At 44.5% G+C, this 14,550-nt stretch carries 10 protein-coding genes; all 10 read right to left on the bottom strand.

What is annotated here, in order from left to right; all coding sequences use genetic code 11:
* Nucleotides 1-109: 109 nt before the first annotated feature.
* Nucleotides 110-535 carry a nucleoside-diphosphate kinase gene (gene ndk / locus KDJ85_RS06845; protein WP_206082453.1) on the bottom strand — a complete coding sequence of 142 codons (426 nt, stop codon included), beginning with the start codon at nucleotides 533-535 and terminating at the stop codon, nucleotides 110-112.
* 279 nt (nucleotides 536-814) lie between these two features.
* Nucleotides 815-3,136 carry a peptidoglycan glycosyltransferase PbpC gene (gene pbpC / locus KDJ85_RS06850; RefSeq protein ID WP_225819011.1) on the bottom strand — a complete coding sequence of 774 codons (2,322 nt, stop codon included), beginning with the start codon at nucleotides 3,134-3,136 and terminating at the stop codon, nucleotides 815-817.
* A gap of 239 nt (nucleotides 3,137-3,375) precedes the next feature.
* Nucleotides 3,376-8,415 (bottom strand): alpha-2-macroglobulin family protein, encoded by a 5,040-nt coding sequence (locus tag KDJ85_RS06855; RefSeq protein ID WP_225819012.1) that lies wholly within the window; start codon nucleotides 8,413-8,415, stop codon nucleotides 3,376-3,378.
* Nucleotides 8,416-8,733: 318 nt separating this feature from the next.
* Nucleotides 8,734-9,186 (bottom strand): enhanced serine sensitivity protein SseB C-terminal domain-containing protein, encoded by a 453-nt coding sequence (locus tag KDJ85_RS06860; protein WP_225819013.1) that lies wholly within the window; start codon nucleotides 9,184-9,186, stop codon nucleotides 8,734-8,736.
* A gap of 125 nt (nucleotides 9,187-9,311) precedes the next feature.
* Nucleotides 9,312-10,607, bottom strand: a complete 1,296-nt coding sequence (gene pepB, locus KDJ85_RS06865) for an aminopeptidase PepB (protein WP_225819014.1) — start codon at nucleotides 10,605-10,607, stop codon at nucleotides 9,312-9,314.
* A gap of 178 nt (nucleotides 10,608-10,785) precedes the next feature.
* A complete protein-coding gene (gene iscX, locus KDJ85_RS06870) occupies nucleotides 10,786-10,986 on the bottom strand; it encodes a Fe-S cluster assembly protein IscX (protein WP_004912658.1) in 201 nt (66 codons plus the stop codon).
* A 349-nt stretch (nucleotides 10,987-11,335) separates the two neighbouring features.
* Complete coding sequence (gene fdx / locus KDJ85_RS06875) at nucleotides 11,336-11,671, bottom strand: ISC system 2Fe-2S type ferredoxin (protein WP_225819015.1); 336 nt, start codon at nucleotides 11,669-11,671, stop codon at nucleotides 11,336-11,338.
* A gap of 2 nt (nucleotides 11,672-11,673) precedes the next feature.
* Nucleotides 11,674-13,524, bottom strand: a complete 1,851-nt coding sequence (hscA, locus tag KDJ85_RS06880; RefSeq protein ID WP_225819016.1) for a Fe-S protein assembly chaperone HscA — start codon at nucleotides 13,522-13,524, stop codon at nucleotides 11,674-11,676.
* Nucleotides 13,525-13,536: 12 nt separating this feature from the next.
* Nucleotides 13,537-14,058 (bottom strand): co-chaperone HscB, encoded by a 522-nt coding sequence (gene hscB / locus KDJ85_RS06885; protein WP_225819017.1) that lies wholly within the window; start codon nucleotides 14,056-14,058, stop codon nucleotides 13,537-13,539.
* Between the two features lie 95 nt (nucleotides 14,059-14,153).
* Nucleotides 14,154-14,477 (bottom strand): iron-sulfur cluster assembly protein IscA, encoded by a 324-nt coding sequence (iscA, locus tag KDJ85_RS06890; protein ID WP_047756461.1) that lies wholly within the window; start codon nucleotides 14,475-14,477, stop codon nucleotides 14,154-14,156.
* Nucleotides 14,478-14,550: the final 73 nt, after the last annotated feature.

The following is a 14,550-nucleotide window of genomic DNA, read 5'->3' on the forward strand; positions in this document are numbered from 1 at the left end:
GTAGATTTTGAGTAGTCTTAAAAATATAAGCGCCCTGCTAATTATAGCAGGGCGTGGCATTGTACAAACTTTACAACAATAATGCTAATGCACTTTGCTGTTTAGTTTATTAGCGTGGGCAGATTTCGTCAGCAGTGAAGAAATACGCGATTTCGCGTGCAGCAGACTCTTCAGAATCTGAACCGTGAGTTGCGTTCTCTGTGAAGCTGTCTGCGTAGTCAGCGCGTAAAGTACCCGCTAATGCGTTGTCTGGGTTAGTTGCGCCCATCAGGTCACGGTGACGTTGAATTGCATTTTCACCTTCTAACACTTGCAGCATGATTGGGCCAGATGTCATGAATTCAACCAAACCATCAAAGAAAGGACGGCCTTTGTGTTCAGCGTAGAAGCCTTCAGCTTGTTCACGCGTTAAATGCATCATTTTAGCAGCAATGATTTTGAAACCCGCGCTTTCGAAACGGTTGTAGATAGCACCAATCACGTTTTTCTTCACAGCGTTTGGTTTGATAATAGAAAATGTACGTTGAACAGTCATAAATAACCTCTTAGCGATTTATTAGGCCTTTATTCTTTGCTCTTCCCTGTAAGTTAGGATGCAAGAACGTAAAATAGGGGCATGTTGTAGTTTTTTATATTATTTCTAATTCGGATATTAGGGTTTTTGCCTCTAAAAATCAGCACACCTAGGAAAAAGAAAAATAAGGCGTTGATTATAGGGGCTCTGATTACAATTTCCTACAGTCACAACAACATTTTGTTAAAGTTTTTATAGCAAAAAACACTATTTTTTCGGGTAAGTCACGTTTTTCCTCTGTTACTTAACTCTAAAGTTTAGCGCAGTGACTTGCCCGCTTAAATCTAAAACAGATATTTGGTAGTTTCCGCTTTTTTCAAGCGTAAGCAAAATAGAGCCATTTTGCTCAGTGGAGTTCACTTGTTCACCATTTAAGAACCACCATTTCTGCCCTTGCCCACCTTGTGTGACTAAGCGTAAATCCAAGCTAGTTTTCCCTGGTAAGCGCTGTAAAACTTCCCCATCACGCACACCCGAAATCAATAACGGTGGCATTTCTAATTTCAATGGCGGGCAGCTTAAATCGGCTTTTGGTAGACGATTTTCACGTTTTTCACTTGAAGGCAACCAAGACTCAACCGTAATTGGCCACAAATGCACCTCTTTTTCTTGGGCCTTTGGGCAATCAGCCGCTACCTGTAAACCTTGGTCATTGACCCAAATTTTTTGCCTTAGCCCTAATAATGACTCTTGATCGCGCGCCATTAATGTTGGCGGGATGGTGTTATCCAAAACCCAACTTAAACGCCGCTGACGGCAGTTGTTATCGTCTTTTAGTAACGCCGTCCCCCCTGGCCAACAAATCACCGCTTGGCTAACACTTGCGGGCTTAGTATCTTTTGGTAGCGTCTCATGAGAGAGGTAAATTCGGCTCAATAACATGCCATTGACTTGGTTCATAATTGGGATGGCTGTTGCAACGCCTAATTGCCCAGCGACAGGTGTGGCATCAGGTCTTCCAACCCAAACCCCGATGGTATATCGCGGATTGACACCAATCGCCCATGCATCTCGGTAACCGTAACTTGTCCCCGTTTTCCAAGCCAAGTTCAGTTGCCCTGATAAATTAGCCTCTGGAACTGGACGTGCTTCTCCGCCCATAATACGACGGACAATCCATGCTGCACCCGGTGACATCAATGCCCTATCGCGAATTTCATCCGTCGGTTTAAAACGCAGCGGCGACACGTTGCCTTTGCGTGCAAACGCACTATAAGCTGACACCAAGTCTTCCATCCGCGTTGCTGTACCGCCTAAGATCAACGACAAATTTGGCTCACTGCCCACAGGGAAACGTAATTCAGTCCCCACGTTACGCAGTTGTGCGGTAAATCGCTTACTGCCATACACATCTAATAGTTGCACTACGGGCAAGTTTAATGAGCGCACCAGCGCATCACTCACGCTCACAGGGCCGTTAAAACCACTATCAAAGTTACCTGGTCGATAATCATTAAAACGCCTAGGCACGTCCTGTAGCAATGATTCAGCGTGGATCAAGCCATCATCCATCGCTAATGCATATAAAAACGGTTTTAATGTCGAGCCTGGAGAACGCCAAGCGCTGACCATATCTACATGGCCAAAACGGCTATTATCCTGGAAGTCTATCGAACCAATATAGGCTTTCACCGCCATATCCGTGTGATCGACCACTAAAATCCCCAAGGAAGTTTGCTTGGGAAGTTGGTTTTTCCAGTTCATAGCCATGTCTTCCAGTTGACTTTGCAAACTGGCATCAATGGTTGTTTCAATGATCGACTCTTGAGTGTCTTTGGTCACTCGTCGAGCCAACAGAGGGGCAGAATGTGGATTTTTACGTGGTGCGAGCCAAATTTGCTCTTGCTTAATATCTGCCACTTTTTCGTGGCTCCAGACTTGGTATTCTTCAAGTCTATCCAGCACTTTATCTCGCGCCGCTTGTGCCCTTTCTGGATAACGGTCTGGTCGTAAGCGGCTTGGTGCTTGTGGTAACACTGCAAATAACGCTGCTTCACTGGCAGTAAGCTTGGCAGGGGATTTATTCAAATACACCCAGCTTGCCGCTCCAATACCTTCTATCGTGCCCCCGTAAGGCGCACGGTTTAAATACATTTCGAGAATATCATCTTTTGAATAATGATATTCCAGTTGAGCTGTTCGCCACAATTGCTTTAATTTTCCACCCAGAGTACGTTCATGGGGGTCGATAAGCCGTGCCACTTGCATGGAAATGGTACTGCCACCAGATACAATTCGCCCTGAGCTAACAAACTGCCCTGCCGCGCGCACTAATGAAAAAGGGTTCACGCCAGGGTGACGATAAAAATGACGGTCTTCGTAGGTTAATAGCGCTTCGATAAAATCAGGAGAAACCTCATCAATTTTGACAGGAAAACGCCAAATTCCATCTTTATCCGCAAAACGCCACAGTGGCGTGCCATCGGCAGCCACAACAGTTCGTGCCATTTCAACCTGTTTGATTGGCAAAGGCCAAATTTTATCTGCGGCTAAAAATAATAACGGCAGCAAAATGACCAAAGACACGAACGTAATGCCTGTGCGACGTAACCATTTTTTCATTGATGGGTGTACCGAAAAAGAAGTAAAGAAAAGCCCTTATATTCCACAACATGAGGGCTCAGATAGCTGAAAAACCGATTAGGTTTGTCAGCCGTCTGAATTGGTTTTGTAAACAAACTAGGAAAATCAATTCATTGATTTTCGACTGATAACACAAAGCGGGAAAAACCACGCTTTTATCCCGCTTTGTCAACAAACTTAGCCCTTATATTACACAATATAAGGGCTTAAAGTGATAATTAGCGAACGATTTCGACTTGGCCTTCTGAATAGCCAGTTGCACGCCAATCAGGGACATACATTGACTCAACTTGTGGGACAGGGATGCTATACACACCCGGTGTCACGGCACGCGCTAAGTAAACCAAGGTTGTTGGGCGATACTGCTGAACCTCAACGGCAGCCACAAAGCGATCGTCACGGTATTCCATATGACGAATTTGCGATTGTTGCATGTCATCAATCAGTTCTTGCAAGTTCGGTGCTGATTCACTTAAGTTCGCGCTGCTATTAGCTAAGTTTTGGTTTTCCAACTCTAAGCCCGCAGGCAGCAAATCTACAACTAAAGCATCTGGCACGCTTTGCGATGCTTGAACTTCCAGTTTCACCACCACCATTTCACCACTTCTTAATCTATCCAGTGAAATACGGTTACCTTTCATATCAAAGTAACTGCGTTGAATCCCCAGTACGTTCGACATTGGTTTCGGTGAACGTTGTGGATAACCCACCACATTCAGACGCGTATACAATGTGTTTGTGCCGCTGTTTTCAATGCTATAGCCGTTTTGAATTTGGCCTTTACTTAAGAACTCACTGACAGGTTTGTCCGAAATCATCGGCGGTTCTTGGCCGTTAATTAACGCTTTCCACGGTGCTTCAGACTCATTCAAGTAGAAACGACCCGCCAAGAACAATGCATTGCTTTCTTGAGTTGAGAAATAACGCTTTGAGGTCAGGTTATTTGACAACGTTTGCAGTTTTTGGTCACGGGATTTCGGCATTAAATTGTATTCATTTAATAACGCAATAATCATTGCATCATCACGAATTACTGAGCCGTAGTCACCAACATAGTTATAACCAGTACGTTGTTTTTTCAAGCCCTCAATAATCGCACTTTCACCACGGGATTTATCCCCCATCAGATTTAATGCTACCCCTAACTGAACCAATGGTAATCCGCTGATTGCATTGTTACTTTGGCTGTATAGCTGGCGTAATGCCCCTAATGGCGCTTTTTGCTGTGATGCTAACACTAAACCTGCATACGCCTGTGTCGCAAAGCGCGCTGCTGGCAGGTTGTCAGTGTATGGGTAATTGATTTGATTACCATCTTGCAAGTAACTTAACAGACGCGTATTGGCGTTGCTCAGTGCATCTTGCGGAACAGTGAAGCCACGTTGGTTCGCTTTGTTTAAGAAATCTGCGGCATAAGCCGTTAACCAGTATTCTTCACGGCCGTTTCTATCCCATAAAGAGAAGCCACCGTCGCCGCGTTGCATGCTTAACAAGTGTGGAATACCAATTTCAATCGCTTTATGGCGATCCGCATCTGTTTGCGTTTTAATGCCTAATTTGTTTAGCTCCGCTTGTGTGGAGAACAACGACGGATACAAACCACTGATGGTTTGCTCAAGACAACCGTACGGATACGCAAATAGCTCGCGAATATAACGCGAAATATCTAACGGTGGACGGCTAGTTAACAGCACTTGCCCTTCTAGAGTTTCAGGGTTCAATGCCGCGATTTGATTCGTTGGTAATGACCACACTGTACCTGGTTCAATTGCGGTTGCAAACGCGACAGTTTCCGCAGGTTGAGCAGGACGCACGCCCACTTTCCAGCTGTTGCTGTAATCTTTGTTCGCTTCCCCGTCAATCTTCATACCATTAATGGTCATCGACACTTCACCTTGACCAAAGCCATAGTCAGCTGTGACAGGTAAATTGATTGTCGTGCGTTTACCTTTTGGCAGCGCTAATTCACGGCTCGTCACACCATCCAACTTCACCATGCCTGACGCTTTGAAATTCACGGTCAGGTTTTGCGTGTTGTCTGTCATATTAGTCAGGTCGAGGGCGAAATAGGACTTATCACCACCCGCCATAAAACGTGGCATCGACATTTGCGTCACTAACGGTGCGGCAACAATCACTTTGCTATCTGCATGGCCGAAATCTTTTTCATTCCACGCCTGTGCCATCACACGCAGTTCACCATTAAAATCAGGGATTGCGAGGGAAACTTCCCCTTCCCCATTTTTATCCAATGTGACAGGCTTAGCTTGTTCAGCAATAATTTGCACTTCCGTCAGTGGTTTCATGCCGCCCCGTTCCAGCGCAGCCTCTTCACTATCACCACCAAAACGCAGGTTCGCAACTTTACCTTGCCCTTCAATCAGATGACCATAAACGTCATATTGGTCAACACTGTAACGCTTACGACCAAAGAATGCGTCGTATGGGTCTGGCGTTTTGAAATCGGTGATATTCAGTACACCCGTATCCACCGCAGATAACAGCACATTCACTTTTTCAGGAAGTGGCTTGCCATCTTGCGCTGTCGCTTTAATCTTCACGGTTAAGTCTTGGTTCGGGCGCATTTTATCTGGCGACGTTAACGCTAAAGCAATTTTACGGTTTTCATCCGCAATCGGCAGATGCAGCACACCTACCGCACGTTTAACGGTGGCTTCTTTCGAGTCATCACCCGGACGAACGACAACTGCTGAGATATATAAATCATGACGTGCCCACTCTTTATTCACAGGCACTTCAATGTCTAAACCTTTTTCAGGCACATCTATCTCTTCCCACCACAGTGGGCCATTGCTCGATTCAAGTAGAACATAGCCTTTACCTGCTTTTGGTGATTCAATGCGAACTTTCGCCTTTTCACCGGGTAAATAAGCAGGTTTGTTCAGGCTCAATTTCACTTGGTCAGGGCGCACAGAACCGCTTCCGCCAGTGTTATCTTGCCATGAATAGCCCGCCCAGAATTGCAGACTAGAGACTAACTGGTTTTCTGGGTTCAGCACTTCAATGCGGAACGCGCCCCAATCCACAGGGAACGAGACTTTGGCAGTACCGTCTTTTGCAATCGCGATATTTTCATTCGCCATCACTAAATCTTTTTGGTCATAATTGGATGACCAGCCACCACTTTCAGACCAGCTCCAGTAATAATCACGGCGCTCATACACTAAACGCACAGTTAAGTTGTCAGCAGCGAGTTTATTACCCGCCGCATCCGCCATGACTAATTCGAACTCCGCCAGTGAATTTTCGTCCACATTATGGCGTTTTACATAACGGTCAGTGCGATAATCATAGATTTCTTTTTTCGCAAATAATGGGCGAATACCCACCAGTTTTTCCGCTGGCCAAATCGCTTGTTCCGCGCGGCGCGTCACAGGGCGACCACCCGCTTCTAATAAGCTGGCCTGTAAAACCGCAGAAATTGGTGAACGAGTCGAACTCCAATTGCTATTTGGGATAGAAATAACCGTTTCACCATTGCTATCGAGTGTCAGGTCAAATTCATCCAACTTACGTGGTAAGCCTTCTTCATTAACGGCACCAAATTCAAAGCCTGGCAATTTTGCGACAGCTTCACGGTTCGCTTTTAGGAGTATTTGCCCTTGCAGCTCATTGCTCGCCGCTGGTGCACCATACAAATAACGACCTTGAATATCAAAATCAACGGATTGACTGGTTAAACGCGGCACATCACTGCCAACGATTTCTAATGCCATGCGCTCTGGCATAAAATCTTCAACATTGAACTTATAGTAACGCTGAGGTGAGCCATCCCCTAAATCAAAGCGTAATGACCAGCCTCCAGTTTCGGCATTTTTTGGAATTTCAAATTGGTATTGATATAACCCATTTTGGTTTTCCTCAGGTTGCCAAACAAAGCTGCGCACCACTTGCCCATCGGTTTTTAAGATGTCAACTTTAACAGGCTGAGATTTAACGGGGTTACCATCACCATCACGCAGTAAACCATTGACCAGCAATAATTCACCAGGACGATACAAATCACGCGGGCCAAAGGTAAAGAATTGTTTTGCAAAGCCTTCTGGCCCTGAAATATCGAATTCAGAAAGGTCTAACGCAGGTTGTGTCAAATCGATCATACTGGTCTGCCCATCATGGGTTGCCAGTAATAACTTGCCGCCAGCCAATTTATCTAATTGTGCATGCCCGTCACCATCAGTGGTGCCTTTGGTCACTAATTGGCCTTTTTCATCCAAAATACGCAGTTCCACGCCTTTAATTGCAGAACCTTTGGCTAATGACTGAGTGAAAATATCCACACGGTCTTGGTAGCTGTGCAGCGATACGCCAATATCACTTAAAGTGAATACTGTCGCAGGGAATTGATAGCTGTATGAACCCGCTTTTTGCATGATTGCAAGGTATACGCCATCTTGCTGAAGTTCTTTGATGTCTTTCAACGGCAATAAAATGGTCTGGCGGGTATTTTTATCTGGGTTTAAATCAAAACGCCCTGTATAGGCCAGTTCAACCTTATCAAGAAATTCTTCGGAGTACCAATACTCGTAATTACTGCGGTATTGCCACTGAGCTAAAAATTGCGGTAACTGTTTTTCATCCACACGGAAGAAATTCACATCCACTTTATCGACATTCAACGCAATAACAGGCAAGCCTTGTGCCACTTTACTTGGTAATAAAGAACCTTTACTAGCAAAGCCAACGGTAGGAATGATTTGCGCCGTGGTGAACTTTTTATCGAACGTTTCAGAAATAGTGCGCTCATTAACCGCTTTAATACCTGGATTAATAGTAAGGTTTAATTCTTTTGACGGCGGTAAATGGCGAAAACGCAGTTCCATTTGATTATCAGACAGTTCCCAAGCCCCATCTAATTTCCCTGACTTCACATCAATCAGGTTCACAAACTGCCCGAAATCTTGATTTGCTTGTAGCGGAACAGAGAAGGTAATGACCATCGCACTTGCACCATCAAGCTGCAATTCAGACGCATCCAGTACTGTTAAATCTTTCCCTGCATATTTTTTAACTAACTCTTCAGTGGAGAGTTTTGGTGCTGCTTTTTTTTGCTCCGCAACGGGGGCCGTTTTGGTTTGATTTTCTGTCGACGATGCAACATTGTTTTCTTTTGTGGTTGGCTCTTTCGCGGTGTCATCACAACCAGATAATGCCACGACTGATGCTAATGCGATTGCAATATAGTGTTTTTTCGTTTTTAGACCCGCCAATGAAGCCCAACTAGATTGTTGTTTCATTACCGCCCGCCCTTTAATTAGTGAGAAATATTCTGTTTTTTTAAGGTTTTAACAGGAGGTTAAAACCCATTATGCATTTAGAATGGCTTTAAATTATGCATAAATGAAAACGATAGATATTTGTTTCATTCATCAACATAATTTAACAGAATGTGATAAAAAGACCTATCAGACAAAACGGAAAAAACTATCAGAGGCTAAAACAGTGGGAATGCGGGATATTTTATAAATAGGCAGTGAAATATACGTAATAATTAATTATCAACAATCTGTTTATGAGTGAGAAAATACAGTTTCCCCACTCAATACGTGATTTTATCAGGTGTTTTTTACAGGGATAGTGTCACGTAAAAAACTGCCTAAACGGCGCTGATAAAACGGCTGAACATGTTGAGTAATAAAATGACTAATGCCTTTTTCATGTTCATTGACCACACAAAAATCAATCGATTCGTCATCATTTAAATACTCACAAGCTAATGTGCCCGCTTCATGAATAATCGTATCGATATTCTCTGCACCCGTGGTAAATTCCAATGCGATCATTAAGATAGGGTTTTCGTCACCCTCTTCATCTTCAAGCGCTGACACCATAAAAGCCCGTCTGACGACCTTATGTTGCTTAAAGAACTCAGTCAGCGCATCGACAATCGCTTGTGGCTCTTCATCTAACACACTTAATTTCAACGAGGAACCTTTCGGCACCGTTAACTCTGTAAATTGGATCTCAGTTTCTTGGTTCGCATTATGGTTGTTCGATTGCTGCGACATGCTTATCCCCTACCATGAAAAATAATCGCTTATTATACGCGTACTTTTGTTGAGGTAAAAAATTGTTGAGATAAAAAATAGGCACGAAAAGTTTCCCCTTCGTGCCTGATATCAATAACCGCGATTTATTTTGCTTTACTGATTAATAAATTCGCTAATGTTCTCACACCTATACCTGTTGCGCCCTCAGCCCATAGGCTGACTGGCGATTTACGGTACGTTGCAGAACAGTCAATATGTACCCAATTTTGACGGTAGTTTTCGACAAAGTGGGATAAAAATGCCGCTGCGGTGCTCGCACCTGCGGTGTGTGAAGGTGCTGCAATATTATTTAAATCGGCAAAGCCTGATGGCAACTGCTGGCGGTGGAATTCCGCTAATGGCAAGCGCCAAAATAGTTCAAACTCTGCATCAGAAGCACTCATTAAATCGGCAACTAATTTATCATCAAAGCTTAAAACGCTGTGGTAATCGCCACCTACAGCTGTTTTTGCTGCGCCCGTTAAGGTTGCTGCATCAATGATAAATGCTGGTTTTTCTTTGCTTGCATCAATCAAACCGTCCGCAAGGACTAAACGACCTTCCGCATCCGTGTTCATGATTTCAACAGACTTACCATTACGGTAGCGAATAATATCGCCTAATTTAAATGCATTGCCGCTGACCATGTTGTCTGCTAAGCACAAGAACATTTTGACACGTTTTTTCAAGCCGCGTGAAATGGCTAATGCTAATGCGCCAGCCAGTGTTGCTGCCCCGCCCATATCCGCTTTCATAGAGTTCATAGAAGAGGATGGCTTGATGCTATAACCGCCTGAATCGAATGTAATTCCTTTGCCCACTAATGCCGCAAATACGGGCGCATCAGGGTTAGCACCTGGGTTATAATCGAGTGCTAAGAATACAGGTGGGCGGCTAGAGCCACGACCGACGGTATGAATACCTGCATAACCTTGCTCTAATAAATCGTCACCTTTTACAATACGGTAGCTAATATCTTGCGCACCAACGGTACAGAGTAAATCGATAGCACGTTGAGCCAATTGTTCTGGGCCAAGTTCTTCTGCAGGCGCATTAATCACATCGCGCACCCAATCCACTGTGCGAATGCGGTTTTCTAATTCTTTACGGTCATCCTCTGGCAATACCGGCCATTCAATGGTTCTTGCCCCTTTTGGTGCACGAAAACCTTGCCAAAAGGCCCAACTTTTTTCTAAATCCCAACCTTCGCCAGTCAGTGCAACATTACGGATACCCTGGCCGTCTAATTTGCGCCCCGCACTTTGCACCGCACAAAGTTTACCCGCATGTTTCAGGTGGATTGTCATCCCTTTATCGCCAGAGCTTAACAATGCGCCTTCACCCCAACACGGTGCAGCTGGCTCACAAGAAATCAATACTGGCATAATTTGTTTTGTCATCGTTTCTCTCACTCTCACTTTGTCTATTTTTGCAGACAGCAAAAGCCCTATACTCTGTCGGCAGATGTTATTACCTTAACTGATTAATAGCGCTAGGGATATCATTATAGTGCTGATATAAAATAAAAAACCGAGCACTATTTCTAATAGCCACTCGGTTTTTAGTGTTTATTGCTAATTATTCGAACTCATCCAGCCAAACCAATAAGATAGCTTCTAGAATTTTTTCATTCGATTTTTGCGGGTCATCATCAAATTCTTCTAAATCACAAATCCACTGGTGCATATCTGTAAAACGCACCGTTTTTGGATCCACATCAGGAAATGCATCGTACAACGCTTCACCGATTTCACGGCTATTTGACCATTTTAAGCTCATGTTTTCTCACCAATTTAATTATCAAGCTTTCATCAGCACTTCAATGCGCGAATTATGATAAACCATACAATGCGCTAAATATAACAAACCATACAATGCTCTAAATAGTTCGCGTTGTCGCTAGGCGGCAATTGAAAGTATTTCGGGGAGCATACATAAAGTATGTGACCCGAATACTTGAAAGAAGCCAACACCTCAACAGCGCGAAATATAACAAACCATACAATGCTCTAAATAGTTCGCGTTGTCGCTAGGCGGCAATTGAAAGTATTTCGGGGAGCATACATAAGTATGTGACCCGAATACTTGAAAGAAGCCAACACCGCGACAGCGCGAAATATGACGAGCATTAGTGTTCGCGGGCGTGGTTGATCGTATATTTCGGTAATTCGACGACTAAGTCCTCATCTGTCACCAACGCTTGGCAACTCAGTCGGCTTTCAGGTTCTAGTCCCCATGCTTTATCCAGCATGTCGTCTTCTAATTCGCTGCTTTCCTCTAGAGAATCAAAGCCTTCGCGAACTATGCAGTGGCAGGTTGTGCAGGCACAGGATTTCTCGCAGGCATGTTCCAGTTCGATACCGCTACGCAGTGCCACGTTTAAAATCGACTCGCCCTCTTGTGCTTCGACAACGGCACCGTCTGGACATAAATCACTGTGAGGTAAAAAAACTATTTTAGGCATAATTATATCTCATCCACAGAATGGCCTGACAACGCTTGGCGAATAGATGCATCCATTCGACGCGCAGCAAAATCCTGCGATTGCTTATCCAGTTGTTTAATGGCATTTTCAATTGCGACTGGGTCAGTACCCTCAACCGCTTTAATTAACTCATTGACCGCATTATCAATTTCTGACTCTTCGTTTGGCGTCAGTAAATTTGCATCTTGGGCTAATGCGCTCGTTAAACTTTCAAGCACTCTTGCCGCTTCAACTTTTTGCTCCGCTAGGCGGCGCGCAGTTAAATCATCCTGCGCGTTAGTCATTGAATCTTTAATCATGTTTGAAATTTCATTGTCCGTTAAACCATAGGATGGCTTAACTTGAATTGAGGCTTCCACTCCCGTGGATTTTTCCATGGCGCTCACGCTGAGCAGGCCATCGGCGTCCACTTGGAATGTGACACGAATATGCGCACCACCTGCCGCCATAGCGGGGATATCACGCAGCGTAAAACGCGCTAAAGAACGGCAATCTGCCACCAGTTCACGCTCACCTTGTACCACATGAACACTCATTGCGGTTTGACCATCTTTGAATGTTGTGAACTCTTGTGCGCGGGCAACTGGAATAGTGGTATTGCGTGGTATCACTTTTTCCACTAACCCTCCCATGGTTTCTAAACCAAGGGAAAGCGGGATCACATCCAGAAGCAGCATGTCACTGTCGGGCTTATTACCCACTAAAATATCTGCTTGGATAGCCGCGCCAATGGCGACAACTTTATCAGGGTCGATGGAGGTCAGTGGTGTTTTACCAAAAAATGCCCCCACTTTTTGACGCACAAGTGGCACACGCGTCGAACCACCGACCATCACGACATTTAGCACTTCATCCGCTTCTACGCCCGCGTCTTTTAATGCACGGCGGCATGCCATTAACGTGCGCTTAATATGCGTTTCAATCAATGCTTCAAATTGTTCGCGATGAATTTCCCCCTGCCAACTAGCCAGCTCAATAGCAGCAGTGTCTGCATCACTCAATGCAATTTTTACGTCAGTGGCAATGTTCAATAACTGGCGATTTAAATGGTGGTCACCTTGCAAAGAGACACCCGCCTGATCCGCAATCCACTGAGCAAGAGCGTGGTCAAAATCATCACCACCAAGCGCCGTATCGCCTCCCGTGGCTAATACTTCAAACACACCACGACTTAAACGTAAGATAGACACGTCAAACGTGCCACCACCGAGATCATAAACTGCGATGACCCCTTCTTGCCCTGAATCTAAACCATAGGCAATTGCAGCGGCGGTCGGCTCATTAAGCAAACGCAGCACATGCAGCCCCGCAAGGCGAGCCGCATCTTTGGTACCTTGACGCTGTGCATCATCAAAATAGGCAGGCACCGTAATCACCACGCCATCCATTTCTCCGCCAAGGGTGTTTTCTGCGCGTTTTGCCAGTGTTTTTAAGATATCGGACGACACTTGAATAGGGTCAACTTGCCCTGTCGCTGTATGGATGAACGGTAATCCGTTTTCACTAGCGGTCAGTTGATAAGGCAAATCAGGGTAACGTTTTTGAATATCAGTCAATGAACGTCCCATCATTCTTTTTACGGAAATAATGGTATTCACGGGGTCTTGTTCTGCAAGTTGCTTAGCATCCCAACCTACACGCTTATCCGTAGTTTGGTAATTGACGATAGAGGGCAGCAAAACACGCCCTTGGCTATCTGGTAGCGCGGCTGCTTCACCACTACGAACCGTAGCGATCAACGAGTGAGTCGTACCTAAATCGATACCCGCCGCCAATTTGCGTTGGTGCGGTGCAGCGGTCATACCTGGTTCACTGATTTGTAATAAGGCCATAATCGTTTTCTCTTAAAATTCGTCCAGTAACCGTTCTTCGAGCTGCTCAGCTTGTTGCTGCAACTTATCGAGAAAACGCAGCTTGCGTACAGTATCAGCGGCTTTTTCCCACTGCATCGCATCCAATTCATTGACCATTAGCAGGTTTCTATCTTGCTGCATTTTTTTGACGTTTTTCATAAACACTGCCAATAAGTCAAGCGCATTTGCACTGTTTTCGATATTGTCGAGCTCTTCACGTAGCTCAAGTTGTTCCATCAAAAAGACAGTATCATGCATAGTATGTTGTTCATTATTAATATCGAAACCATGCAATGAAAGCAGGTATTCCGCGCGTTTTAGCGGATGACGTAAAAACTGGTAAGCCGTGTTGATCGTGGCGGCTTTTTGAAGGGCTTGCATTTTTTCCTGCTCAGAGGAGGCAGCAAAACGATCAGGGTGGTATTGACGCTGTAAATCTTGAAAGCGTAGTGTAAGCTGTTCGCTATCAATTGCGTAATTTTGGGTTAACCCAAAGAGAGTAAAATAATCCATAAGTGCTTAGTGTCTCGAACCGGTTACCAATGCAGCAAATAGGCTGTTTAGCTCTATTATCTACATTGGTCGAAAATCATGCGTTTATGAAGGCATTATACGTGAAAACTTTCACCGCATCCGCATTCGCTATTGACGTTAGGGTTATTGAATTTAAACCCTTCGTTTAAGCCTTCTTTGACGAAATCCAGCTCGGTACCATCCAGATAAACGATGCTTTTGCCATCGACAATGACTTTTACACCTTTATCTTCGAAAACTGTGTCTTCTTCATTGATTATATCAGCGAACTCAAGAACATATGCCATTCCTGAACAACCTGAAGTTCTTACACCTAAACGCAAACCTTCACCTTTACCGCGATTTTGCAGGAAAGATTGAATACGCAGCGCTGCACTTTCTGTAAGAGAAATAGACATTGCAAACCTCACTTTAGAAACAAACAAGGCAGATGCTACACAATCGTCGCATCCGCCTTCAAATTATTTTTTA

It is taken from the genome of Providencia vermicola, assembly GCF_020381325.1.
Lineage (GTDB): Bacteria > Pseudomonadota > Gammaproteobacteria > Enterobacterales > Enterobacteriaceae > Providencia > Providencia vermicola.